This is a genomic window from Rufibacter sp. JT3400010, from assembly GCF_054956755.1.
On the sequence record NZ_JBUDXA010000003.1, the window covers coordinates 1 to 24734 of the forward strand.

20 protein-coding genes and 1 tRNA gene are annotated in these 24734 nt (G+C 51.2%); 5 read left to right on the forward strand and 16 right to left on the reverse strand.

The annotated features are described in order from the left end of the window. Window positions 1-11 precede the first annotated feature (11 nt). Complete coding sequence (locus ACY0JR_RS03560; protein WP_462632497.1) at window positions 12-365, reverse strand: hypothetical protein; 354 nt, start codon at window positions 363-365, stop codon at window positions 12-14. 288 nt (window positions 366-653) lie between these two features. Here ACY0JR_RS03560 and ACY0JR_RS03565 point away from each other — a divergent pair, with 288 nt between their 5' ends. From ACY0JR_RS03565 to ACY0JR_RS03575, 3 genes are all read left to right on the forward strand, one after another. Then, window positions 654-1295: a C40 family peptidase gene (locus tag ACY0JR_RS03565; protein WP_462632498.1), complete on the forward strand. Its 642-nt coding sequence runs from the start codon at window positions 654-656 to the stop codon at window positions 1293-1295. A 293-nt stretch (window positions 1296-1588) separates the two neighbouring features. Beyond that, the gene (locus tag ACY0JR_RS03570; RefSeq protein WP_462632499.1) at window positions 1589-2479 is read left to right on the forward strand and encodes a YkvA family protein; all 891 of its coding nucleotides are present in this window, start codon (window positions 1589-1591) and stop codon (window positions 2477-2479) included. Between the two features lie 204 nt (window positions 2480-2683). After that, complete coding sequence (locus ACY0JR_RS03575) at window positions 2684-3436, forward strand: M48 family metallopeptidase (protein WP_462632500.1); 753 nt, start codon at window positions 2684-2686, stop codon at window positions 3434-3436. Between the two features lie 861 nt (window positions 3437-4297). Here the strand turns inward: ACY0JR_RS03575 and ACY0JR_RS03580 are convergent. The 4 genes from ACY0JR_RS03580 to ACY0JR_RS03595 all read right to left on the reverse strand — a co-directional run bounded on the left by ACY0JR_RS03580 (window position 4298) and on the right by ACY0JR_RS03595 (window position 7528). Beyond that, the gene (locus ACY0JR_RS03580; RefSeq protein WP_462632501.1) at window positions 4298-4516 is read right to left on the reverse strand and encodes an acyl carrier protein; all 219 of its coding nucleotides are present in this window, start codon (window positions 4514-4516) and stop codon (window positions 4298-4300) included. A gap of 374 nt (window positions 4517-4890) precedes the next feature. Further along, entirely contained in the window at window positions 4891-5634 is a 744-nt protein-coding gene (locus ACY0JR_RS03585; protein WP_462632502.1) for a LytR/AlgR family response regulator transcription factor, read from the reverse strand. Next, the gene (locus ACY0JR_RS03590) at window positions 5631-6656 is read right to left on the reverse strand and encodes a sensor histidine kinase (protein WP_462632504.1); all 1026 of its coding nucleotides are present in this window, start codon (window positions 6654-6656) and stop codon (window positions 5631-5633) included. The genes ACY0JR_RS03585 and ACY0JR_RS03590 overlap by 4 nt, the downstream gene beginning before the upstream one ends. 50 nt (window positions 6657-6706) lie before the next feature. Further along, window positions 6707-7528 (reverse strand): LiaF transmembrane domain-containing protein, encoded by an 822-nt coding sequence (locus ACY0JR_RS03595; protein WP_462632505.1) that lies wholly within the window; start codon window positions 7526-7528, stop codon window positions 6707-6709. A gap of 312 nt (window positions 7529-7840) precedes the next feature. Between ACY0JR_RS03595 and pheS the strand changes: the two genes are divergently transcribed. Then, entirely contained in the window at window positions 7841-8866 is a 1026-nt protein-coding gene (pheS, locus tag ACY0JR_RS03600; protein ID WP_462632506.1) for a phenylalanine--tRNA ligase subunit alpha, read from the forward strand. A gap of 206 nt (window positions 8867-9072) precedes the next feature. Then, window positions 9073-9146: transfer RNA gene (locus tag ACY0JR_RS03605), tRNA-Asn, on the forward strand. A 221-nt stretch (window positions 9147-9367) separates the two neighbouring features. On the opposite strand, the gene ACY0JR_RS03610 is transcribed toward ACY0JR_RS03605, so the two are convergent. From ACY0JR_RS03610 to ACY0JR_RS03660, 11 genes are all read right to left on the reverse strand, one after another. Beyond that, window positions 9368-10123, reverse strand: a complete 756-nt coding sequence (locus tag ACY0JR_RS03610; RefSeq protein ID WP_462632507.1) for an NUDIX hydrolase — start codon at window positions 10121-10123, stop codon at window positions 9368-9370. Window positions 10124-10432: 309 nt separating this feature from the next. Then, window positions 10433-11308, reverse strand: a complete 876-nt coding sequence (locus ACY0JR_RS03615) for an alpha/beta hydrolase (RefSeq protein ID WP_462632857.1) — start codon at window positions 11306-11308, stop codon at window positions 10433-10435. 381 nt (window positions 11309-11689) lie between these two features. Then, the gene (locus ACY0JR_RS03620; RefSeq protein ID WP_462632508.1) at window positions 11690-13441 is read right to left on the reverse strand and encodes a glycoside hydrolase family 43 protein; all 1752 of its coding nucleotides are present in this window, start codon (window positions 13439-13441) and stop codon (window positions 11690-11692) included. A gap of 105 nt (window positions 13442-13546) precedes the next feature. Then, complete coding sequence (locus ACY0JR_RS03625; RefSeq protein WP_462632509.1) at window positions 13547-14908, reverse strand: glycoside hydrolase family 43 protein; 1362 nt, start codon at window positions 14906-14908, stop codon at window positions 13547-13549. Window positions 14909-14973: 65 nt separating this feature from the next. Continuing rightward, entirely contained in the window at window positions 14974-16548 is a 1575-nt protein-coding gene (locus ACY0JR_RS03630; protein WP_462632510.1) for a glycoside hydrolase family 43 protein, read from the reverse strand. 29 nt (window positions 16549-16577) lie between these two features. Continuing rightward, window positions 16578-17429 carry a sialate O-acetylesterase gene (locus tag ACY0JR_RS03635; RefSeq protein ID WP_462632511.1) on the reverse strand — a complete coding sequence of 284 codons (852 nt, stop codon included), beginning with the start codon at window positions 17427-17429 and terminating at the stop codon, window positions 16578-16580. 133 nt (window positions 17430-17562) lie between these two features. Further along, window positions 17563-20043, reverse strand: a complete 2481-nt coding sequence (locus ACY0JR_RS03640) for a glycoside hydrolase family 95 protein (protein ID WP_462632512.1) — start codon at window positions 20041-20043, stop codon at window positions 17563-17565. A 217-nt stretch (window positions 20044-20260) separates the two neighbouring features. Then, entirely contained in the window at window positions 20261-22207 is a 1947-nt protein-coding gene (locus ACY0JR_RS03645; RefSeq protein ID WP_462632514.1) for a glycoside hydrolase family 97 protein, read from the reverse strand. A gap of 22 nt (window positions 22208-22229) precedes the next feature. After that, window positions 22230-23372 (reverse strand): endo-1,4-beta-xylanase, encoded by a 1143-nt coding sequence (locus tag ACY0JR_RS03650; RefSeq protein WP_462632515.1) that lies wholly within the window; start codon window positions 23370-23372, stop codon window positions 22230-22232. 424 nt (window positions 23373-23796) lie between these two features. After that, window positions 23797-23961, reverse strand: coding sequence for a hypothetical protein (locus ACY0JR_RS03655; protein WP_462632516.1), 165 nt, complete (start codon window positions 23959-23961; stop codon window positions 23797-23799). An 18-nt stretch (window positions 23962-23979) separates the two neighbouring features. Continuing rightward, window positions 23980-24657, reverse strand: a complete 678-nt coding sequence (locus ACY0JR_RS03660; protein WP_462632518.1) for an alpha/beta hydrolase — start codon at window positions 24655-24657, stop codon at window positions 23980-23982. Window positions 24658-24734: the final 77 nt, after the last annotated feature.

Below are 24734 nucleotides of genomic sequence, written 5' to 3' on the forward strand. Positions count from 1 at the left end.
CTGCCCTAATTTCAGACGGCAGAAGTTGGAGGCGTTTGGGGCTTGTTTTTGGCCAGATGTTCCTCTTTTACGCCTGCCATGCGGGCTTCCACTTCATATTTGTTGTTATAGTAGCCTACCCGCACAGATTCTACTAAGTAGAGCCATAAAAATTTAAGGTAGCCATGTTCCTGAAACTGACGCACATGACACAGTTCATGGGCCACCCAAGGGGTGTCACGCAGAAAATTTTCTTTGGAAACTCCGCTTAAGTGAATAGTTTTGCCCAGCACCATGGCTACGTTAGAACTCTTCAGTTTCCAGCGGGCAATACGGGCAAAAAGTGAATTCTCAATTATTTTGAGATTTTTTTCAGGCAGTTGCATCTTCTTATTTTGCCATTTTATACGGCATTCTGGTGGCTTAGGCTACGTTTTCACCTCTCCCAAAATTTTATCTTCCTGCTTTAATACTAAAAGCGCGCTTTTACGAGTTTGTTTTTAAAAGGTTTCATTTTTACCTTTGAAATAGTGAGAGAAAGTTGAAAATCAACAAACTCTCTGTAAAAGGGCTTTCTTCCTGTTTTTCGGGCGCTTTAGGGCGCTGACAGTTGGAAGGGCCGCGAGTGGTCTCTGCTGCAGCCGGTACCACCCGATGTTTCACCATTAAAACAGATGATGAAAAGTTACATTCTGTCTGCACTAGCCTTAGGCTCTGCGTTTATGTCCTTCTTTTATGAAGTACAACCATCTTCAGCCTCTACTTACTCTGAAGATTTTATCACAGTCACCCCATCAGAACAAATTCAGGAATGGGCTTTGGAACACAACAACTTTGGTGCTTCTGACCCGGTCAACGAGGTAGCCCGCGAAAAGGGCCTCACCTACAAAGACTCCCTCTTCTACAACTACTACTCCCAGTCTTTGGGACTTCGCCTAGATTATGACGAAGACAAAGCCCTGCTGGAAACCGTAGCCGATTGGATTGGCACTCCTTACCGTTCCGGCGGAAACACCCAACGCGGCACCGACTGCTCCGGCTTTGTCAGCAAAGTATACAAGCAAGTGTACGGCATTTCGCTTACCCACAGTTCCCGCTCTATGTTCCATGAAGTGAACAGGGTTTCTAAAAACGCCATGGAAACCGGAGATCTGGTTTTCTTCCGCCGCGGCCCCGGCCAACCAATTTACCATGTGGGCATTTACCTGGAAGACGGAAAATTCATTCATGCAGCCTCTAACGGTGGTGTTATGATCAACTCGCTCATGTCGCCTTACTACAAGAAAAACTTCTACGCAGCCGGCAGAGTCATCTAACCCAAGCTGCTGACAGCAATAGAAAAGCGCCTGCTTCTGGTTTCCAGAGCAGGCGCTTTTTTTATGTCCGCTAAAGAATTACTCTTTCCGGTCAGTTTCACAGAAAGGGCTTCAGAAACAGAATGGCCGCACTAACTATTTACCGCGAAAACGAGTATACAACATGTTAGCGGCCAGAATAACCCACAAAGGCATAAGACAGAAATCACGTGTTTGTGCTTGGGTTATTTTTTGTTTCTTCGCCCTAGAAAATAAGCTTCCAACGCCATAGAGATACCTAAATCACTTTTCATATGAAAGACCAAACGGATAATACCCAGAACATACACCAGTCCTCGTTTTTCAAGCGCTTTTTGCAGAAAGCCGAGGATTACCTGAAACAGCCTCTCCGCATCAAAACGCTGCTGAACGATGCCTACCAGAAAGCGAGCGAGCGCAAGGACTTCGGGACTATTGCCGCTGAGGTAATGGAGAGCCTGGCCACGTTAACACGCCTCATCAAAGCATCGGTTTCCGGTGAATACCACGGTATTCCTAAAAACACGGTGGTTATGGCTGTGGCGGTGCTCATTTACTTCCTGTCGCCCATTGACGTAATCCCCGACTGGATTCCGGTGATTGGTCTCTTAGATGACGCTACGTTGCTGGCCTGGTTTATGACCAGCATCAAAACCGAAATGGATAAATTCCACGCCTGGGAAGCGACTCAGCCCGCCGCCACTTCTAATGACGCAAGCCCGCAGGTAGCCGGAGTTTTGAGCGTAGATAACTCGGCCCATACGCCCAAATATGAGAACGAGGCTCCGGGCCAGTACAGCGCCGGCAGCGGCACTACCAACCCCGTTACCGCTCCGTCCAACTCTGGGGTAGGCTCATCGGGGCCGCAGCAGAACCCAACATACGGCGAAGGCAACATTCAAATGGGCAATAACTCGTCTGGGTCGCAGGGCTCTACCGGCGGCGTTATCCCCACGCAGAATGACACTCCGGTTACCAGCTATGACAGCGTAGAAGGCACGCCCATTCAGGAAATAGACCCCACGGCTACCGCCGATGCCGCCCCCACCGATCAAGGTGTTCCTTCCGGCTACGGCGAACCCGAAGTACGCGCCTCTACCACAGACAGCTCCCGCGTTCCCAGCAGCAACAGCTATGACACCGACCACGGCGGAAACGTGCGGTAGGTTGGATTGAGTGAGTGAGTGATTGAATGATTGATTGAGAGAATGTTAACCTGAAGTAGGATTAGCTTCCTCCTTACATTCCTTAAAGCAATTTTAACAAAAAGACGCCTCGTTTGGGGCGTTTTTTTTTGTTGGCGCCCGATGAAAAGCCCGTCTTCTGCATAAGAGGAAAATAACGTGGCAGGCTGTATCTTTGCTTTAGATATGGAGAGGAAGAAAAGCAGCCCCACCCTTACCACGGGGATTCTGGAGAAGGAGATAGAAACCATTGGTTTGGTGCAGTTTGTACCCAGCGCCACCGCCAAATACGTTAGAATCAATATCAAGCCCGGCAAAGGCGTACGCGTGACCATGCCCAAACGGGCTACCCTGGCCCAAGCCGAAGCCTTTGTGCAGGAGAAAGCCGCCTGGATCAGGAAACATTTAGCCTCGCAGCAACAGGAACAACAAAACAAAACACTGTTCTCGCCAGAGTCCGAATTCAGGACCCGTTTCCATCAGTTGCTACTGCTCCCCCACCCGTTACCGCACTGCAAAAGTCGACTCAAAGACGGCATTCTGTATGTGTGGTACCCCGAGCAGGTCACCTGGGAACACCCCGACATCCAGGACTACATCAAGAACGCCGTAGAATACACCCTTCGGCTGGAAGCCAAACGCTACTTACCCCAACGCGTAGCGCATTTCGCCCAGCAATTTGGGTTCACGTACCAGCAGGTGACCATCAAGAACGCCAAGACCCGTTGGGGCAGCTGTTCGCACACCAACAACATCAACCTGAACCTCCACCTCATGCGCCTCCCAGAACACCTCTGCGATTACGTGATCCTGCATGAACTGGCCCACACCGTAGAAAAAAACCACGGCCCCCGTTTCTGGGCGCTCCTGGACAAAATTAGCGGAGATGCCCGCGGCCTAGACAAACAGATGAAGGCTTACCGGTTGCAAGGGTACTAAAGGGAGTTCTGAGTCTTGAGTTCTGAGTTCTGAGTGGGAATACTTTCCATTTTTTACCGTTATTCTGAAAGGGAAGGCAGCAACGCTTTTTTGAAAGATAGTAGCGGAACCACCCCCAGCCCCTCCTAAATCAGGAGGGGAGCTTTTGCGCCTATGGCGTTTTGGGCTGTTTTGCTGAAAAGGAGGGCAAAAGCATAAACCAATTCAGCACCACTACGTCCGCAGGACGACGAAGGCGTTGCAACGGAACAAACAGCAACAAGGCTCTCCTGCGTCTTCCCCAGCGGAGGGCCGCCTGCGTAGCCCGAAGCTAAGGGAAACGCAAGCAGCGGCGGTTCAATTGGCAACAGCGCAAGCTCCCTATGGAACAGAGGACGGCTGCCCGGTGGTACTGAATTGAAGCTCCGCCTGTCTGAGCGGCAGCGAGTTCGGAGCTTCTTGATTCTTTTGGTTACTTTTCTCATCAAGGAGAAAAGTGACAAACGCCCGCAGAGCGCATCTGCCGCCAAGAAGTTAGCAAGAAGGAAGTGGAAAGTAAAGGCTAACTGGAGCGGCGGTCTTGGTTGTTGGTGAGAACACCAACAACGGCGAGGATTCAGCTAAAGGGAAGGCCTATCCGTTCCGCCAATCAGGAGATTGGCTGGCCACCAAGTGCGTAGAGCGCTGCCGCTAACTCTACGCACAGCAAATAATTCTACGCACAGCGAAAAAGTAATTCAGCGAAAGAGAAGAAAGAAGTGAGAGGAAACTATGCTAACACAAAAGCACCTATAACTGGCCACTTCACCAACCTCACGAAAGAAAGGCAGAAGGAAATTCCCGCTGCCTTTCGGAGTCAAAAAATGAGCAATAATAAAGGGGTTAAGAAGCTTGCCGCATGGTGTGGGTGGACACATAGTCCACAAAATCACCCACGGTATTCAGAGGCACTTCATCTGGAATCACAATCTGGAAGTTCTTTTCCAACTCCAGGATAATGTCTACCACATCAACGGTATCAAACCCAAACTCTTTGCTTAGGTTCGCAGAAGCCAGGAGACGGGATGGCTTAATCTCCTTGGTTTTGCTTATAATTTTCACGACTTGCCGGGTAACAGAGGGAGTATGTGCAGTAATCATATAGGTAAAATTAAGGTCCTTCATCAATCAAATCAGCCTACCAGAACCGCCAAGCGCTATGACCTTATGTATGAGCATCACGATGGACGTATCCATCTTGATGACTGCCAAACACGGTTCCACCCCTACGCCTGAAAGAAATAATTTCAGAAAATTTTTCAGTAGTTGAAAAAAACAGGGCAAAACGCGCCTTCAGCCACTTAAAGCAGTTTCCGTTTTACAGTAGTTTGCGGAAAAGAGGCTGGAAAGGAGTTGGCTCTATGAACGGGGCTTCATATCCTGATTTACCCTTGCCACCTAGGCAGGGAATTCCGGTCAAGGCCGGAAGCCTGAGGCTATATGCCTAAAACAGCCTTCAGCTTGGGGTAACCGGTTTTGCTGAGCGGAATGCGGGTGCCGTTGCGGAGCAGGGCCACGTGCGTTTCTTTCTCCAGCGGCTCTATGCGGGTGAGTTGGTCCAGGGCCAGAAGGAAAGAGCGGTGCACCCGTACAAACTTGCGGCTATCCAGGGTTTTCTCATAGTAACCCATGGTCTTCTTCTTCAGGAAGCAGCCGTACGCGGTATGAATTTTCACGTAGTCATCATAGGCTTCCAGGTAGTGGATGTCCTGCACGGGGATAATTCGGATGTCGTTGTTCACCTTCACCACCACGCGCACCTGTTCCTCGGGCTGTTTGGCGGTGACTTCCTCCAGCACTTTCACCGTTGCCTCTGCCGCAGGTTGCTGCTGTTTTTGCCGCCATTTCTTCAAAGCAGCATCAAAACGCTCCTGGGTGAAGGGTTTGAGCAGGTAATCTACAGCGTTGGTTTCAAAGGCCTTGATGGCGTACTCGTCAAAGGCGGTGGTGAAAATTACGCTGGGCACGGCCTCTACCAGTTCCAGCATCTCAAACCCGTTAATTTTGGGCATCTGAATGTCCAGGAACACCAACTCAGGCTGGTGCTGCATAATGGCTTTCACGCCCTCAAACCCGTTGTTGCATTCCTGCACCATCTCAATGTCGGGGTACTGTTGCAGGTATTCGCAGACAATGCTGCGGGCCAAAGGCTCATCGTCAATTACCAGGCACTTGATCATGGTTTCTGCGGAATTTTAACGGTGGTGATGAAAATGTTGTCTTGTTGTTGGGTGGAAAGTAAATCTGTGCGAGCGTACAGTAAATACAGGCGACGGCGCACCGAGTCCAGCCCGAAACCGGTGCCCTGCTTGTGTTGCAGCAACCCAGAGTCAAAAGGATTGACGGTACTGATGACCAGCATGGAGTCCTGCAGGGTGGCGGTAATCTGAATCAGGATGTCGTCAATGGTGTCATACAAACCAAATTTGATGGCGTTTTCCACAATGGGTTGCAGCAGCAGGTACGGCAGAGTCCCTTGCAGGCTTTCTTCCTGGTAATCTACCTGGGTCTGCAATCGGTGCCCGAAACGCACTTTCTCAATCTCCAGGTAAATCTGCAGGTGCTGTAGTTCATCTGCGAGGGGCACCATGGTCTGGTCGTCTTTGCGCAGGGTGCCGCGCAGAAAATCTGAAAGTTGCTGTACCATGAGCTTAGCTTGGTCGGGCTTGGTTTTCACCAGGGCACTAATGGAATTGAGGCTGTTGAACAGGAAATGCGGCTGTAATTGCTGGCGCAGGTTGAACAACTCGGCTTCACGGGCCAGTTTCTCGGTGGCGGCTTTGCGCTCTTCGGCTTCCTGTTTTTCGCGGGCGTAAAACCAAAGCCAGTTCTGCAGCACAATGAACAGCACCATGAGCCACGCAAAGGCCAGCCGCACAAAGAAGGTGTTGTCTACAAACGCCAGGTATTCTTCCTGAGCGGCCAGCAGGTACTCTATGCCCACATTGAACAGCAGCAGACTAGCACCCGCCACGCCCAGACTCCACCCCATGAGGTACAAGATCTGCCATACGCCAGGCCGGTAATACCGTAGCGCGAAAGACATCACGTAGCCACTGCTCACCGTCAAGGCACTGCTCAAAACCGCGTCTCTCCAAGCCAACTCCACCGGAAAACCTGCCTGGTAAATGACCACGGTTTGCACCACCGCCCACAGCAAGGCCCAGCCCAGATAGAGGAGAAGAACTTTAAACGAAGACATAAACCAGATAGCTAAACGTGTGCATTTGAGAAGGCGGAAACCGCTTAGATTTAGTAACTTTTGATTTCTATGCCGCCACAGAATATGGTTCCTCGCAGGATCAAGACTTTGTCAGATTCCAGGGCTGCCTCTACAAAGTGGCGTTTGTCATCTATGCCGCCAAACACTGTCACCACCTCAGAACGCACCTTCCAGTGCGCCGGAACCACCAGCTTCACGCCGCCAAACGCCTCATTGATGTTAATGATGACCTCGCCCTGCATGTCTGCGTGTGACAGGTTGTATTCGGCCCCGCCGCAAAAGGTCACAATATCACCGCCCTTGAAATCTTTGGTGAACACGTTTTTCTTGATGCCGCCAAAAATGGCCGTGGCCGTCAGGAAATCATCATGGCTGCCGGGGGCTGCGGTAGAAGGGGAAGTGGTGGTGGAAGTGGCGCTCACAGCCTGAGGCTCCCGGTACCTGCTACTGGACCCGAAGGGCCGTCTGTTTCTGAAGTTTTTCTCATACGGATGCCGGGGCTTGAAAATAAACCAAAGCCCTACCGCCATGATGATGGCTGGCCATAGATACCTTCTCACGGAAAGGCCGGGCATGAGGTCTTCCAGGAGAAAGATACTGCCAATCATCACCGGGAAAATCCACCCCGGGTTCCGGAAATTGTGCCGGATTCCGGAAATCAACCCGATCACGATAATCAGTACTTTCCAGGAGAACACCCAACGCGGCAGCACGATGGCGTTCATCTGATAGGCCAACAAAATGGCGCCAATGCCCACAATGAGCAAGCCGCCGGCCACTCTTCCGCCTCTGGTGGTATGGTGTGCCCACCGCTGGCGATTTTCTAGTCTGTTTATGTGTTGCTTTTCCATAACGCTGTTGCTTTATGTCCCAAATCTAGGCGGAACCCGTACGTGCCACAACGGGAATTAGGCTAAGCCACCTAGAAAGTAGGTAAACGGCCGGTAGCCGTAGGTGAAAGGAGAAGCGCATTCCGTTTACCTACCAACCTTGCCTCTAAACCTGAGCAGCAGCAGACCCAAAGAACGCATTTTCCCGCTGATTTTCAGAAAACAAGCCCCAAACAACTGCGGGCTGATTTGGGGTTAGTTTAGGAAAAGCAACCGTAAAAGGTCTTCTTGATAAAACGGCACGCAATCCCCATTAATCTTTATCTTTGCGCTATGCTATTGGAGAACATAAAACGGCTCACCCAAGAGGTAGAAGCCTATGCTATAGAGAACAAAGAGCAACTGGAAGCCTTCCGGAACACCTACGTGAGCCGCAAAGGCCAGATTGCCGCCCTGTTTGACGAGATGAAAACCGTTGCCCCTGAGCAGCGCAAACAGGTAGGCCAGGAACTGAACCAACTCAAGCAACTGGCCCAGCAGAAAATAGATACCGTTCAGGAAGCCCTGGAGCAGAATGCCACCCCAGATGCCCTGTCTGGCCTGGATTTCACCTTGCCCCCGGTTCCTAACACCTTGGGCACGCGCCACCCGTTGGCCCGTGTGCGGGAGCAGATCATCCGTATTTTCGAGCGCATCGGGTTCAACGTATCGGAAGGCCCCGAGATGGAGGACGATTGGCACAACTTCTCGGCGCTGAACTTCCCAGAGAACCACCCCGCGCGCGACATGCAGGACACGTTCTTCCTGAGCAAAAACCCTGATATGCTGTTGCGTACACACACCTCCAGCGTACAGGTGCGCGTGATGGAGCACCAGAAGCCACCTATCCGCACCCTGTCGCCGGGCCGCGTCTTCCGGAACGAGGCTATCTCGGCGCGCGCACATTGCGTGTTCCACCAGGTAGAAGGCTTGTTCGTAGACCGCGGCGTGAGCTTCAAAGATTTAAAAGATACTTTGTATTACTTCGTGAAGGAGTTGTTCGGGCCAGATACGCAAATCCGGTTCCGTCCGTCGTTCTTCCCGTTCACGGAGCCCTCTGCCGAGATTGACATTACTTGCCTCATCTGCAAAGGCCAGGGCTGTAACATCTGCAAGCAAAGCGGTTGGGTAGAGATTGGTGGCAGTGGCATGGTAGACCCACAGGTACTGGAAAACTGCGGCATTGACTCCAAAGAGTTCTCCGGGTTCGCCTTCGGGATGGGCATTGAGCGGATCACCATGCTCAAGTACCAGATCAAAGACTTGCGCCTGTTCACTGAGAACGATGCCCGTTTCCTGCGTCAGTTTGAAGCTATTTAAGAGTTTGCTTGCGCAAGAATAGAGGTTCAAACCCTGTTTAGGGGCTACTTTCTTAGAAACAGCCCCTAAACAGAAAAATTTCCGGTTTCATTTTCAGAGACTTATCAAAAAAGATGAAATTTTTCCAGACCAACACTTGCGCGCTATCATAGTAGACCCTACTTTTGCATCATCATTCAAGGTCACACGGCCAAAAGATGATAAACTCCTCCTTAGCTCAGTCGGTTAGAGCACATGACTGTTAATCATGGGGTCCTTGGTTCGAGCCCAAGAGGGGGAGCTTCTAAATCAGCCACTTACGAGATAAAACTTGTAAGTGGCTTTTTTGTTTGCATACAATTTGCACACAGCACCTAAAATCAACCACAAATAAGGTTAGAAAAAAGAGCTCGGACCGATAAACAAGAATCTATTGCGACATTACTGAAGCAAAATCCACTAAGCCAACCAATAAGCTTCAATCAAATTAGCCTAATATTAGGTTTAGCCGCCGTTCTTTAGCTATTCAAAAACGTCTCTGTTTTCTCCCTGAATTTTCTTTAAGTTGGGAACAAACTTCAGGAAAGCCTCAAAGTTATCCTGGTATTTCTGCTTGTCTAGTTTGAAGTAGAAGGCACCTTTCTTGGAATTCACTTTCTCCTTGTCCTCCTGCCGCACCAGCAAGCCGGTAGAAAGTACTTTCCGGATGAAGTTGCGTTTGTCAAACGTGGAACCGTAAAGCTTTTCATGGAGGGTTTGCAGTTGCGGCAAGGTAAACTTCTCGGGTAAAAGCTCAAACAAGATGGGGTGCAGGGCTGCTTTGTACCTGAGGCGCATCTTGGCCATCTCTACCATGCGATTATGGTCGAAGATCAGGTGGGGGATTTCGCTGAGCAGGAACCACTCAGCGTGATAATCTGAGCTTAGTTGGGCCTTGTACTTGTGAATGTCAATCAGGGCAAAGTACGGCACGGCAATGGTGCGTTCTACGGGGTCACGGCTGGGTTCACTGAAGGCTGGAATTTGCTCCAGGTAAACGCCATCCAGTCCGGTGAGCTGTTTCAGGACCCGTTGCGCCCCGGCTTCCAGGCTTTCATAGGGGTTGACAAAACCACCCATCAGGCTCCATCTATGTTTTTCAGGCTCAAAGCCCCGTTGAACCAAGAGCAGCTTGAAGTTCTCTCTGTCAAACCCGAATATGATACAATCAACCGCAACCTGAACCTTCGTTTGTCCTGAATACGTCATCCCTCCACCAATAGCTTTCATTTGATTCATTTCATATGGCTAGCATCTTAGGGCTAGTTCAGGTTTTTCATGGCTGCTTATTGGGACTACCCGGCAGGAAGGAGAATTTGCCGAAGGTGTTTCCAGGTGACGGGCATCACGTTTCACTTCCTTTTTTAGAAAAGGATTGCTAGTAGGTACAATCCTAGGCTTCGGCATTTCTTTGCCTATAAAAACCTTGCACTTTAGAGTAAGCTCAAAGGCCAATTCCGTGAAGAATAGACCTTTGAGTTTATCAATATTTAACAGACCAATGTTCCGTCAACGCTTAACTGGGCCGTCCATCAACTGACTGTCTAATTATTTCCCGGTCTTGGCGGTGAGGAATTTGTTCACGTTCAGCCAGTGCATGAAAGCGTCAAACCAACGGTTGCTGGTTCTGTCGGGGTTGCCGAGGCCGAAGCCGTGGCCGCCGTTCTGGTAGAGGTGGAACTCAACCGGAATACCTGCTTTGTACCAGGAATCAATCACGCCGAACTGACCGCGGAAGAGGAAATCATCGGTGGCGATGACGTTGAACATGGGCGGAGCGTTCTTCGGCACCTCCACCGCCCCCATACCGCCATAGATTGGGCCGATGAAGGCCAGTTTCATGGTCTTGGAGTGGAGCGTTGAGTGCATGGTGAGCCCGGCACCGGCCGAGAAACCGATCATGCCGATTCTGTTAGGATCTACCCCCCATTCTTTGGACCGTTTAAGGATCATGGCGTAGGCAGCTTCGGCGTCCTCTAGCTGATTAGACAGATCAGGTTGCTGCGAAGCGGACGGAGTTGCACCTCCCGAAGTAGTGGAAGACGCAGCCGGCGTACGGGGGCTCTCCATCCAAGCCTTGAAGTCATCAAGCGATTCTGGCGTGGGGTGGAGCCGGTATTTCAGGACGAAGGCGGCGATTCCCTTATCCGCAAGCGCTTTGGCTACTTCCCAGCCCTCGTTGTCCATGGAGAGCCACCGGAAACCACCGCCAGGGGCCACAATCACGGCGGTACCGTTCGCCTTGCCCGGGGCAGGCAGGAAAGGAGTGAGTGTGGCCGTGGAGATGTTGCGGGCCATAGGGTCGCCCCACTGCTTGAACCAGGTCTCAGGCGCTTTCTGGCCCTCTACCCCGCCCGTGCCGAGCTTGATTGCATTAGGCTCGGCAGGAGCTTTAAGCGGATAGATGGTACCGTCCTGCGCCATGGCTGGAGCGGCAAAAATCAGGAAGGAGGCGAAAAGCCACGCTTTCGCTACGTTTATCGGTTTATACTTCATAAAGATGATGAATAGGTAAGGTTTAACTATGTAATAGGGTTATGCAATTTCTGAAGTGAGAACGCCTTGATCTGGCGCAAGCGTCCGCTTGTGTCTCCGTTTTGGGGCTACTTTTCCAAAAATGGCCCCGAAACAGAAGCTTAGAATATCCTACAGGCACAAGCAGACGTTTGCGCCATAACCTGAAATAAAAACGCGAACCAGCTTCTATTCAATTTCTGAAAGGCGAACAAAGGAGTTCCGTCTACCCAAGCAGTAGACGAATCTCCCTTGTCACCGTGCAATTGATTCTATGATAGTTAGGCACTTCTACTGAGGAAGTGCATCGTTGGCAGAAGTGGCATACAAACCAATCAACGTACCCGTGAAACCACCTGCCACATTGGTGGAGAGAATATCACCCGACACGGCGCCACCTAGATTGACAAAGTCGGTGTCATTCAGGGCATAACTGAATTGGTAGTTATCTCCGGCGGCTTTCACCTGCAGTTGAATTGGCTTCTTAACGTCTATCTTCTGGCTGGCGATAATTTTAGAGGCACCTTTCTCTGTTCTTTCCAGCACTAAATAATAGTCTTTGTCTTTCTTGGTCAGCCCGAAAACGTAGTTGAATTTCTCGCTTTGCAGCAACGTAATACCCGCCAAATCCTTTTCTGAGGTAGGCTTGTAATCTAGGGTGGTGGTGTAAGAGAAGGTGTTGTGCTGTTGGCGGTGGAAGAGCGTTGACGTAGGTTTCAGTTCTTTGATGTTGGTAGCGAACGGGGTGATCTGTAAACCTTTCTTGGATGTAGAAATAAACGCCTCACGCGGGCCTCTTAACCCAACCCAGCGGTAATCCAGCTTCTTGGAAGTAAAATCATCTTTGAAGGTGAAATTGCCATTAGGGAAGAAGCCTTCTTTTACGGTTTTGTTAACCACTCCTGTTGGTGTTTTCAGCTTCGGCTCCATAGGCACCAGTCCATTAACGAAAATGGGGAACTCCCCTGACCAGTCTACCGGCAAAATAAACGTCTCACGCCCGATATTTACGCGGTTCTTCTCGTTCGGGCGGATACCCAAGAACACGCCATAGTATTTGTTGTCAGGTCCTAGCACTAAATCGGCGTGGCCGGCCCAGTCTACTTTGTTTGGTCTGTTGGGATTCAAACTTCTTTGCGACAGGATAGGGTTATTAGGAGCCGGGATAAAGGGACCCATAGGGGAATCGCTCACGAAAATCACTTCGCTGTGGTTGCCACCCGTACCGCCCTCGGCACACATGAGATAATAGCGTCCGTTTTTCTTGTAGATATGCGGGGCCTCAATCCAGATAGGTTTTTTCGCGAGGTCTACCCCACCGTTTACAATGATCTTATCAGTTCCGGCAATGACCTGGTCTTTGGCAAGATCATATTCCCATACCTTGATTACGCGGTGCCCTTCGTACAGTTCTTTGCCTTTGTCTGGAGCATCATTGTGGACCACATAGGCTTTCCCGTTATCATCAAAGAACATAGAAGGATCTATTCCGCCGAATTTCAGCTTGTAGGGCTCACTCCATCCTTTGGCCGGGTCTTTCGATTTCACCACAATGTTTCCCGCACCTCCGGCAAAGGCTGTCACAATCATGTAGAAGGTGTCATTGTTGGGATTGTACTCAATATCTGGGGCGTAAACACCGGCGCTGATAGGCGTGTCATGCACGTTCAGCTGCGAAACCCGATCCAACGCGTGCCCAATCTGCGTCCAGTTTACCAGATCTTTTGAATGGAAAACAGGAACCCCAGGGAAAATAGCGAAAGTGGAAGCTACCAAGTAGTAATCATCGCCTTTGCGGGTGATGGCCGGGTCTGGATAAGCGCCCTGCAAAATAGGGTTGTAAAATTCACCCTCCTTCAAAGGATAGTTATTGTATACAGGATCGTTTCCTTCATAGACAGAATTGGAAAACACCGGGGCGTTTTGGGCCTGTTTTTTCGAATTCTGGCTGTTTGCGTTAAATCCGATTGAAAAGCACAGAACCACCATAGCACAGAGCAAACCTGCCCGGCGACTTCTAAAAGGAGCAAATTCAAATTTCATTCTCTTCATCTTAAATTATTAGCTGTTTTGTTTTAAGCCTACTTTCCTGAAATCCCCCTTAAAACAGGAGAGTCAGACAAGGTTGATGGGGTTACCAATTAATGACTATTCTGAAAATCTCCAGTAGTCGAAAAACAGGATGTTGCTGGCTGCTTTTCCTTTGAAGACAAAATAGACATCGTGCACTCCGGTGACTTTTTTAACCTCGGTTGAAACCAGGGCCCATCTGTCATTCCCGCCGGTAAGCGGCACATTCACGGTACCTATCAACTCGCCTTCCACACTTCCCAACCGGACTTCCATGGTCACATTGCCATTGTGAGTGGTACCAAGCCGGGCTGTCAATTTGGAGGCGCCTGTTTTCCGGAAATCAACATCTTTTACTTTGGTGTAAGCGCCGTTCCGCAGGGCGGTCACAAATACGCCAACGTTGGCATTCTGCCTGGATTTAACCCCTTCAGACCAGGCCATGGTCTCTGCCTCGTTCTTTACAAATGGATTCAAAGGGGCCAAGCCTTTGGTAATCCCCTTCGTCATTTTCAGAGGCTGTATGGTGCCGTCTTTTTTGAAGACCACTTCCTCCACCGCAACCGAGCGGGTAAAACCGCCGCCGCCCGGCAAGGCTCCGTTGTGATAGAAGAAATAAGTCTTCCCTTTGAAGTCAATGATGCCCGGGTGATTGGTAAAACTGCCGCCTTCGGTGGGCATCAAAAACCCTTGGTACTTCCAGGGGCCGGTAGGACTGGAGCTGGTGGAGTAGCCGATATGCTCTGGAATGGGGCCTGCGGCGAATAGCAGATAATACAGCCCTTTGCGCTTGTAGAGCCACGGGCCTTCCTCGTAGGTGGTGGGCCTGTCTGGGTTGCCTTCGCGCTTGCCGAACGATTCTACCGTGTTGGGCACCTTCACCACTTCTCCCTGGTAAGAAATCATGTCCTCGTTCAGTTTTACGTAGTAACAATTGGGGTTGCCCCAATACAGATAGGCCTGCCCATCGTCATCTATGAACACATTAGGATCAATGTCACCCACGCCACTTTGGACCAAGGGCTTATCCAAAGGGTCTGTGAACGGCCCGTACGGACTGTTGGCAACCGCTACCCCGATGGCACCTTTGTTGTCCTTGGTGGTTACGGGAACATACATGTAGAACTTACCTCCCCGTTCAATGCACTGCGGGGCCCACGCGTTTATTTTCGCCCAACTGAAATCTGAATAGGACAGGATAGTGCCGTGATCAGTCCAGTTCACCATGTCGTCGGTGGTATATAGCTTCCAGTCGTTCATAGTAAACCAGGTAGATTCGTCCTCATCGTGGCTGGTGTACAGGTACAGCTTGTTGTTATACACTATGGGCGCCGGATCGGCGGTATAGGTAGTCTGGATGATGGGATTCTGTGCCTGGGCAAAAATCGACACCAGGCAAAGTACCCCAACCCAGCAGATTTTTTTGAAAGGATTTGTCATGTTTAACACTCAAATTTCTGAAAGCCACTCTCTGGTGACCTTATCTGTATTGCTGAAACTGGTGATTATTCTGCTTGGGTTATTTGCCCGTTTATCCGGAAATAATCGAAATCTACCTGCCCACCCGGTGTCTTGGTGGCGTAGTTGAACAGCCCGAAACGGTAGCCCATGAAGTGCGGAAGCGTGTAGGCCATCTTTAGCGGCGAGCCAATCTTGGTCCAGGTCTTTCCGTCCAGGCTGTAGAAGAAATTCGCCTCGTCCTTCCGCTCTTTGAAATCACATTCGGCCTTCAAATACACTTTATTTTGTTGCAGAGGAATCCGCCCCACTTCCACCGGCCTTCCCGACTGGACGTTGATTGCCACAATGGATTTTGCCCCGTTTTTGAATTTCACCCCCACTAAACCATACCGTTGCTGCAACAAGGCCAGGCCGGCAAAATCACCGTCCTTCATGTTGGACACATCTACAAGGGTGGAACCGGTACTCTCCGGTCCTATGGTGCGTTGGGTAAGCGTGTTTCTGGCCAGCAGGAAAGAAGTATCTACACGGCCGGTAGTCAGGCTGAGGTAGCCCTTCCGCTTGGTGACGGACCAAAGTTTATTGTCTGGGTTGTGGTTCCACTGCCAAACCAACGGCAGGGCCGCCTCGCCTTTCTTACGGGTGAACTCATCCGAAGCCACAATGCCCGGCATCAGGCCTTTACTGGCGGGCAGGTTCAGGTTATCAGGCGCTTTGCCGTCAACTCCCAAAACAGGCCAGCCATCTTTCCAGGTAACCGGCACCAGATACGGAATGCGGCCCACGGCTCCAAAGTCCCGGAACAGGTACGCGTACCAATCGCCGTTTGGTGTGTCAATCAATCCACCTTGCGCTACACCTTTGTCCTGCAGGGCAACCCGGCCTTCATAGGGGCCGGTAATCTTATCTGCCCGATGAACAATCACCGTGCGCATGCCGTCTTTGGGCCAGGCGATATTAAACAGATAGTATTTTCCGTTCACCTTGAAAAGCTGGGACCCTTCGGCGGGTAAACCCACGTTTGGTCCGGCCGGGGCACTGGCATTGTCAATGAGCACCCGTTCCGTACCGGGCTTTGGCCCCGATAGATCTTCTCGGAGCTCAAGTATTTTCAGGTTACCGGCTCCATAGATCAAATACACCTTTCCGTCATCGTCAAAGAAAATGGTGTGGTCATGGTAAGACGGCCTGAAAGAAATCGCCTTCCAGGGACCTTTCTCTATGTCCTTGGTGGTGTACACATGAGTTTTTCCGGTGGTTTGCGCAAAAGTGGTCAAATAGTAGGTACCCTTGTGGTGCCGCAGACTGCTGGCCCAGGAGCCTCTTCCGTAGGTGCTTTTCCCGTTGGTGAGGGTCAGTTCATCTACATTGGCCAGGGTATCATAGGCGTAACTCACCAATTGCCAGTTCACCAAGTCTTTTGACTTCATGATGGGCACACCCGGACTCATGTGCATGGTGGTGCTGCTCATATAATAGGTGTCTCCCACCCGAATCATGGCCAAATCGGGCACATCGGCGTGAATGATAGGGTTTTGGGCACCTTGCCCCTGCGAAGGCAAGGTCCAGCAGAGGGAAAGAAGGGTCAGTAAAGCTATGCGCGAAAGTATCTTACTCATAGGAATCTATGTTCTCTTTTAGGAAGCCGCTACTCAGCCCGAACGTTTTTATAGCCCAACAAGGTCAGCATTTTAGCGCCGTATCTTCTTCCCAACTTTCTATATCCCTCAGCGCTGAAATGCAATTGGTCGGCCACGGCTGGGCAATCTTCTGAAGAGATGATATGGGCGTTAGGTATTACTTGAGGCAGTTTGGCGATGATGGCGTTCATGCTGGCGCATTTACCTCCTTGCTCCTTGCTTACCATTTCGCCGGCCAGCAAAGGCACTTTTTTTGGATTGAGGTTTAGGTCTTTTATCAGGTTGTCGTACACGCCTTTCACCTTGGCAGGCCAGGTTTCTTCACCGGTGTTGGACTCGCCCTGGTGCATCAGAATGCCTTTGATGACGCCGTCTTTCTGGGCCAGTTTGGCCATTTCCACCAGTCGGCCGTAGGGGTTCTTGTCATAGGGCTCCAGCATTGACGTCATCCAGTTAGGGGCCGTGGCCACGTAGGATTGGTAGGTGCCTTTTTCAAACAGCTCTATTTTGCAGCCTCCCACCGCCACGTTGATCACCCCCACTTTGATGTTTTCCGGAAGAGTAGCGAGCAAGGCGCGGCCAAAATAATCGGCGGGAGTAAGACCGGTGTTGCATCTGGCCAGCGGAGGCGTAGCTGGATACCACTCGCCTTTTTTTCTCCCCAGTTCGGGACAATCTACCGCTTCCAGAACTTTAAACCGGTTGTTGGCAGTGGTGTCCTGCGGCTCAAATTTGGCGTGCCCCTCCATGTTGGATTGCCCGAAGCACAGGAAAATGTAGAAATTAGGGTCTTGGGCGAAAGCCGCCGTGTGCAGCAAAAACAAGACAGCCAGCAGGGAAAAACTTCTTTTATAGTTCATGCCATTACTCGTTAGGTTTTAATTAAATATTTTGTCGCTTCGATTTAGAAGCCTTTATACAGTTTCAGAAAAATCCTGCATTGAATCTGTTTTAAGGCCGTTTTCTGTAAAACAGGCTCAAACCAAGCATCCTTTATTTTGCCAGACGTATCGTGTAACTCTTACCGGCTTTGGTAGCAAGGTCATACTCATAGACGGTTCTGGCGGATGTACTTTTCAGGTCATTTACCGAGGCTATCAACGGTTCTTTGGTGGCCGGGACCTGGTAAAAAGGATTCTTATTCGTTCCTTTTGCTTTTTGCAGGCCTTTACCCGTGAGCGGGTAATACGACCTCACTCTACAGTTACCGCCCAAAGCCGACCGGACTATCACTTCACTTGGTTTATTGCCTGCCCAGGTCAGGTTCACTTCAAATCCGCCCGGCGTTCTGAGCCCCTTGATGCTGCCCTGCTGCCAGGCATCGGGCAAAGCGGGCAACAGGTGAATGGCGCCGTCCTGGCTTTGCAGGAGCATCTCGGCGATGCCGGCCGTGCACCCGAAGTTGCCATCAATCTGAAACGGCGGATGCGCATCAAATAAGTTCGGGTACGTGCCTCCCCTTTGCTCGTCGTTTGGCTGAATGGAAGGCGTGAGTTGGTCCTGAATCAGTTTGAGAGCGTGGTTTCCGTCCAGCAGCCGGGCCCAAAGGTTCACTTTCCAACCCATGGACCAGCCGGTAGACTCATCGCCCCGGGCCTGAAGCGAGGTTCTGGCCGCCGCAAACAATTGCGGCGTACGGTACGGCGAGATTTGGTTAGACGGGTAAAGTCCGTACAAATGCGAGACATGGCGGTGGTTGTCTTTGGGATTGTCCCAGTCAGCCATCCACTCCTGGAGCTGCCCCCACTTGCCTACCTGCATGGGCGGAAGCTTTTGCAGACTCGCCTTCAGTTCTGCGGTGAAAGCAGCATCAGTTTTAAGGACTTCCGCGGCCTTGATGGTTTTGCTGAACAGGTCAAATACCAGTTGGTTGTCCATGGTAGTACCCGCCGTAACGGACGTTTTACGGTGCAGGCCAGGCGCATTCTCCGGCGAAATGGAAGGGGCCACCACTAACCATTGATTCACGGGTTCAGCCACCAGAAAATCCAGGAAAAACCGCGAGGCTTCCTTTAAGACGGGGTACACCGATGCCAGGTACGCTTTGTCTCCGGAGTACGCGTATTTGTCAAATAGATGCTGCGAAAGCCAGGCGCCGCCCATGGGCCACATTCCCCAGAAAGCGCCATCTACCGGACCGTTGATGCGCCAGATGTCAGTGTTGTGGTGCAGTACCCAACCTCGGGCACCGTACATGTCCTGGGCTGTTTTCCGCCCGGACTCCGCTACCTCCTGCACCATCTTGACCAACGGCTCGTTCAACTCCGTGAGGTTGGTGATTTCCGAGGGCCAGTAATTCATTTCGGTGTTGATATTCACGGTGTACTTGCTGTCCCAGGGCGGAGTGAGTTGGTCGTTCCAGATGCCCTGCAAATTGGCAGGCTGTCCACCGGGCCTAGAGGCCGAAATCAACAGATAGCGGCCAAACTGAAAATACAGCGCGACCAGATCAGGGTCGTTCCCGTTTCTGAATTTCTCTATTCTTTGGTCGGTGGGCAGGTTTGCAGCCTCGGTTTTCCCTAAACTGAGGCTTACCCGGTCGAAGAACTTTTTGTAGTCGGCCATATGGTCCTGGTAGAGGACGCTGACCTTCTTTTTCAGAGCTTTCTGAAGATAGGCCTCGGCCTGTTTCCCGGCGTTGCCACTGATGTCTTGATAGTTTTTGAAGTTGGAGGCGATGGAAATGTAAATGGTGACCTCATTCGCCCGCTCCACCTGTACACTGGTTCCGGTGGTTTGGACGGTTCCGCCCGAGGCTTGGACCTTGGTTTTGGCCTGAAACTGAACCTTGCCTTCCACGCCGTCCACCGTACCGGTTTTACCTGACAAGAGTAGCATGTCCTTGCCCTGGGTGGAAACCTGGGCGTTTTTGGGTCGATCCATAGTAGCCGAGAAACTGATGGCGCCCGGTTTGTCGGCTGTAATCCTCACCACCATCACCTGGTCTGGGAAAGAGGAAAAGACCTCGGTTTGGTAGTTCACCCCATTCACCCGGTAACGCGACGTAGCCACCGCTTTTTCCAGGTCCAATTCCCGGTAATAGTGGGTGTAGTTTTCATGACCACGGAACGAAAGCTTCAGGTTGCCCACCGTCTCATACGGCATGCCATGGGAGGTTTTGCTGATGAACTTCTGGTTCACCAGCTGCTGGGCCTCTTCATACTTCCCTGCGAAAATCAATTTCCGGGCCTCGGGTAAGGCTTCTTTCGCCTGCGGGTTATCGTTGCGGTTCGGCTGCCCGGCCCACACCGTATTCTCATTAAGCTGAATGGTTTCCTGCACCGGATTCCCGAACACCATCGCTCCTAAACGTCCGTTCCCCACGGGCAAGGCTTCTACCCACTTTTGGGCGGGTTGGGTGTACCAAAGCTTTAGGTTTGAAGTGGTTTGAGCGGATACATTGCACAGGAAGGCCAGGTTGACGATCAGACAACCGATAAAAATCTGGAAGCGCTTCTTTTGCAATCTGTACATGGTGCGAATCTCTCCTTTTGGGGTACGTTGCTTACAGCAGGTAATGCGCTTGGCTCATGCGCTGTTTGGGGCCTGATTTTCTAAAAACAGGTCCGAAACAGCGTTAAGAAACAGAACAAGCTCCTACTCTTTGAGAACTTTTCAATACAGGTAATTATTCCGTGATTTGGGGTCGTTTTCAGAAAAACAGGCCCGAAACACAAAGCAAGTTTTTCTATTACTGGCCCACTACTACAATGCCACCCTGCGGCTGAATGGTGACTTTCAGCTCGCCGTTTTTGGCTACTTTCACTTTTTTGGTGTAGCTGCTGCCGTCCTGGTTATCACCGTAGAAAACGACCTCTTTCCCGGAAAGCATGGGTAAACTGAGTTTCAGGTTCACGGGCTCAGCTTGGGCATTTACGCCAGCCACGTACCAGTTGGCCCCGTGCTGACGGGCCAGTACGCTGTATTTGCCGGGGTACCCGTCTAGGAACTTGGTGTCATCCCAGGTGGTGGGCACCTGCTTCATGAAATCAATCGCGAAGGCGGGGGCGTCTTGCAGGTTGTTGGGCGCGAGGGCGAAAAACTGCACCGGGTTCTGGAACAGCACCGAGGTCGCCAACTGGAACACATCGGTGGTTTTGCGGTGGTTGCCGCCGTTGTTGGTGCGGTTGTAGCGCTTGTTCAACACCACGCCACCAAACTCCATGCTGCCCACGGCGTTCCGAATGAAGGGGTGCAAGGTGGCGCTGAAGGCCTCGCGGTCATTGGAATGTTGGCTGAACATCAGGTTCTCAGAGGCCAGTACGGCTTCGCTGCCCACGTAATTGGGGAACATGCGCTCCCAGCCTCTCGGCAACGTGGCCCCGTGGAAAACCACCATCAAACCATAATCGTTGGCATCCGAGAGGATGTCCTCATAGAGGCGCATGGTTTCCTGTTTGTCTCCCCCGAAGAAATCGACCTTAATGCCTTTCACTCCGTTCTTTTTCATCCACTGCATTTCCTTTTTGCGGGCGATGGCGGTGTTCATTTTATTGAGGGGCGTCTGCGGCGCGTCATTGACCGTTCCGTTGGAGTTGTACCACAGGAAAACCCCTACTTTTTTGGAGGCCGCATACTTTATGAGTTCTTCCATGCGCGGGTACCCAATATTCTTATCCCACAGGGCATCAATGAGGATGAACTGGTAGCCTAGCTGCGCCGCCAAATCAATATACGTGACCTGGTCCTCGTATTTCATGCTTTGGTCCTGCCACATAATCCAGCTCCAGGTTCCTTTGCCGTAGGCGTATTTGATAGAAGGCTCATACAGCGGCTCCACCACGTCATTGGCAACGGTGGTCTCCACAATGGGTTTCAGGCCCTTGCCTACCGTGATGGTGCGCCACGGCGTAGTGCTCGGCACGCCAGTAGCGGCGCCGGTGCTCCCGAACCCGTTGTTCTCTGTGATATCCGGAAACGCGATGGTGTACGTGCCGTCCGGAGTAGGATCGCTGAGGTGGGAACCGCAGTAAAGACCTCTCACGCCAGTTTCAGAGAGAAGCGCCCAGTGGGCTCCTACCCTGAAAAGCCCCGGAAACGTGTAGCCCTGCCCATGCGCAGATTTGGCTGCGATGTCCTGCTCCACCTGGTAGCCTTCCTCGTAGCTCGGCTTGGTTCTGGCAAAACCTACCATGGATTTGGATTGCGGCGTCAGGAAGCCTTTGGCCTGTGCGGGGAAATTAAAGCCAGTCGTTTCTTTTTCCACCACCAGCGCCCGCGGGTCGCCTTGCTCAGGGAGCTGGTACCGGAAGGCGATGTCATTGTTGCTTACCCTGAACACCACCTGCAGCACCTTCTTGTCTTTGTTCACAAACGTGCATTCCAGCTCATTGGCCAGGTAATGCACCTGCGACCGTTTGGATTTCTCCTGTTGGTAGGTCTGGTCTATCTTGTTCTGCTTGCTGCCTTGCAGGGTCAGGTTACCGGAGTAATCAATCAGGTTAGTTTTCAGACCCAGCGGCGAGTTCTCCAAAATGGTTTCCCCGGCGTAGCTGACCCGGTACTGCGGTTGGCCGTTCTGCAAAAGCACCTCTACCTGAAGCCGACCGTCAGGACTCTTTACGATAGTATTTTGCGCCTGTGCCAAAGAGGAAATACTGATTACTAAAAAAAGGAAGATCGGAAATGTTCTTTTCAATTCTTTCAAATGCATACGTAGTTTATTGTTTGGCAGCTTGAATGATGGCGTTCACCACTGCCTTGGGTTTGTTGTCTCGGTCAAATAGCAACGGATAATCGGTGCGGCCGCGTACTGGCCAGCCGTTGCGCCAGGAATCTTTGTCACTTACACCCCACAACGTCACGCGGGAGATTTTATCCTGATGCTTCAAAAAGAGCTTGAAGAAGTCTAGGTACCGCTCATTGAAAGCCTGGCTCACCGAATCTGGCAAGCCGTTCGGGTAAGGGTTCATCTTCTGCTGGTACTCAAAATTAGCCGATACCTCAGCGCCAATGTTTCCGCCGGGCGAAGGCAATACTGTCAGGTCCAGTTCCGTGATCATCACTTTCACCCCCAAGCCAGAAAAAGCCAGAATGCTTTTCTCGAACTCCTCCGTGGTAGGGAAGGTCAACCCGATGTGGCCCTGCATACCGATTCCATCAATCTTAACGCCCTGCTGCTGCAGTTCTTTCACCATTTCCACCACGCCCGCTCTTTTCTTGGGCAGAGCCATGGAATAATCATTGTAGTACAGTTCGGCTTTGGGATCAGCTTCCCGCGCGAACTGGAAGGCGAGCTTTATGAAGTCCTTCCCGATGATCTCATAGAACTTACTTTTCCGGTAGGAACCGTCGTCCAGAATGGCTTCGTTCACCACATCCCAGGTATGCACCCGTCCTTTGTAGCGGCCCACCACCGTGTAGATATGGGTTTTCATGCGCTGAATCAAAACCTCCCTGGACACGTTACGGCCCAGACTGTCGGTGAAAAACCAGCGGGGTGCCTGGGAGTGCCAGATGAGCGTGTGCCCGTTGATGAGCATCTTGTTCTCCTCCCCGAACTTCACAAATTGGTCTGGCAGGTCAAAATTGAACTGGCCTTCGCGCGGCTGGATCATTCCGCTTTTCATGCAGTTCTCGGCCACTACAGCGTTGAAGTTCTCCTTTATTACCTGAACGGAAGCCGCATCTTGCCCCGTAATCTGCTGCGTATTGAGCGCCGTGCCAATATGGAATTTGCCTTTGAACGCGTCTTTCAACGTCAACTCACTTGTCTCTTTTTGGGCAACTTTACAGGCTCCACTTAAAAGCACGACCCCAAAAAGAGCGGCTCTTACCGTGCTATAGAATGTTGTTCTCTTCATTTCTTCTAATGCTTTTAACTAGCTATCTCAGGCATTCAAGCTATGTCTTCGGTGCCACAGTTTTCAGCCTTTGCCGGACACTTCATGATGTAACTTACCAAACTTCGCCCGTCTTGCTTCTTTACTAAGAGGTACAAAAATCAAATGTATCTAAGCCGTGGGAGAAGCCCCCATAAAAGCCGTCCATTTCTTCCGCTTCATGTTACATTCAGCGAGCCATCTGTATCAAAAGTTTGCGCTCATGTTACATAACCTGCCCTAGAACGCGTAAACGAGTTACCAATAAGATCATAGGCAACTCTTTCTCTCATGCAAGCAAGTGAAACAAAAGCGTTTTGGGCCTATTTTCTAGAAATCATATCAGAACAGCTTTCCTGTGATGCTTTTGCTCTGATTACAAACTGTGGCTAGTAAAGCCGGTGCCTTATTTAGCGCTCTTAGCTGCCTTGGCGGGTTTGAACAAGAGTTGCGAGAACATGTATAAGTCGTTTTTCCAGACGTTAAAATCATGGCCGCCCGGCTCCAGGTAGTACACGTGCGGCACGCCGTGCTGTTCCAGGTACGCATGAGTGCGTTGGGTGATATTCATCAGGTTGTCCTCCACGCCTCAGGAAAGCCACAGCAACTGCAGCTTGCCCTTGCCCTGCGCCGGACTGGGGAACAGTTCCGCAGGCATTTTCGTGTTGGGCGCCGATGAGAACCCGCCTATCCAGGCAAACGTGTCCAAGTTCTTCAACCCGAAATTCAGGGACTGTCCGCCTCCCATAGATAATCCAGCCAGGGCTCGGCGCTTCCGATCTTTTTCTACCGGGTAGGACTTCTCCACGAACGGAATCAGGTTCTCCAGCAGGTCTTTCTCAAACGCGGCGAACGCCTGCACTTTGAGGCTGTCAAAGATATTGCCCACGGGCCGGTCGTCTTTCATGGCGCGTCCGTTGGGTAACACCACAATCATGGGTTCTAATTTGCCCTCGGCATAGAGGTTATCCAGGATGATGTGCGGTTGGCCGTTGCGCAGCCACTCAAATTCATCGCCGCCGATGCCGTGTAGCAGGTACAAAACCGGATATTTCTTTTTCTTGGTATAGCCCGGAGGCGTGTACACCAACGCCTTCCGGTTGGTGCCCAGTTGCTTGGCCGTGTACGCCACCGTATCAATTTTCCCGTGCGGAATTTCTGGACGGAGCTTATCAAACCCTGCGGGCGCTACCTTCACCGTTTCCTGCGCCCAGGCGTTTGCCATGAAAAGGGAGATGGTGAAGACCGTTAATAGAAGCTTTCTCATAGGTTTATCTTGGTTGTCACAATGCTTGTTGGATTGGAATTAAGATAATGCGTATTGCTGAACCACGGCGTTGGTGT

Bases quoted from the DNA above. Each gene is read 5' to 3' on its own strand.
- ACY0JR_RS03650 (WP_462632515.1), bottom strand. From the start codon at position 23,372: ATGAAGAGAACAACATTCTATAGCACGGTAAGAGCCGCTCTTTTTGGG.
- ACY0JR_RS03655 (WP_462632516.1), bottom strand. From the start codon at position 23,961: ATGAATATCACCCAACGCACTCATGCGTACCTGGAACAGCACGGCGTG.
- ACY0JR_RS03590 (WP_462632504.1), bottom strand. From the start codon at position 6,656: ATGTCTTCGTTTAAAGTTCTTCTCCTCTATCTGGGCTGGGCCTTGCTG.
- ACY0JR_RS03560 (WP_462632497.1), bottom strand. From the start codon at position 365: ATGCAACTGCCTGAAAAAAATCTCAAAATAATTGAGAATTCACTTTTT.
- ACY0JR_RS03630 (WP_462632510.1), bottom strand. From the start codon at position 16,548: ATGAGTAAGATACTTTCGCGCATAGCTTTACTGACCCTTCTTTCCCTC.
- ACY0JR_RS03635 (WP_462632511.1), bottom strand. From the start codon at position 17,429: ATGAACTATAAAAGAAGTTTTTCCCTGCTGGCTGTCTTGTTTTTGCTG.
- ACY0JR_RS03615 (WP_462632857.1), bottom strand. From the start codon at position 11,308: ATGGCGCAGGACGGTACCATCTATCCGCTTAAAGCTCCTGCCGAGCCT.
- ACY0JR_RS03595 (WP_462632505.1), bottom strand. From the start codon at position 7,528: ATGGAAAAGCAACACATAAACAGACTAGAAAATCGCCAGCGGTGGGCA.
- ACY0JR_RS03660 (WP_462632518.1), bottom strand. From the start codon at position 24,657: ATGAGAAAGCTTCTATTAACGGTCTTCACCATCTCCCTTTTCATGGCA.
- ACY0JR_RS03565 (WP_462632498.1), top strand. From the start codon at position 654: ATGATGAAAAGTTACATTCTGTCTGCACTAGCCTTAGGCTCTGCGTTT.
- ACY0JR_RS03585 (WP_462632502.1), bottom strand. From the start codon at position 5,634: ATGATCAAGTGCCTGGTAATTGACGATGAGCCTTTGGCCCGCAGCATT.
- ACY0JR_RS03640 (WP_462632512.1), bottom strand. From the start codon at position 20,043: ATGTACAGATTGCAAAAGAAGCGCTTCCAGATTTTTATCGGTTGTCTG.
- ACY0JR_RS03570 (WP_462632499.1), top strand. From the start codon at position 1,589: ATGAAAGACCAAACGGATAATACCCAGAACATACACCAGTCCTCGTTT.
- ACY0JR_RS03575 (WP_462632500.1), top strand. From the start codon at position 2,684: ATGGAGAGGAAGAAAAGCAGCCCCACCCTTACCACGGGGATTCTGGAG.
- pheS (WP_462632506.1), top strand. From the start codon at position 7,841: ATGCTATTGGAGAACATAAAACGGCTCACCCAAGAGGTAGAAGCCTAT.
- ACY0JR_RS03610 (WP_462632507.1), bottom strand. From the start codon at position 10,123: ATGAATCAAATGAAAGCTATTGGTGGAGGGATGACGTATTCAGGACAA.
- ACY0JR_RS03620 (WP_462632508.1), bottom strand. From the start codon at position 13,441: ATGAAATTTGAATTTGCTCCTTTTAGAAGTCGCCGGGCAGGTTTGCTC.
- ACY0JR_RS03625 (WP_462632509.1), bottom strand. From the start codon at position 14,908: ATGACAAATCCTTTCAAAAAAATCTGCTGGGTTGGGGTACTTTGCCTG.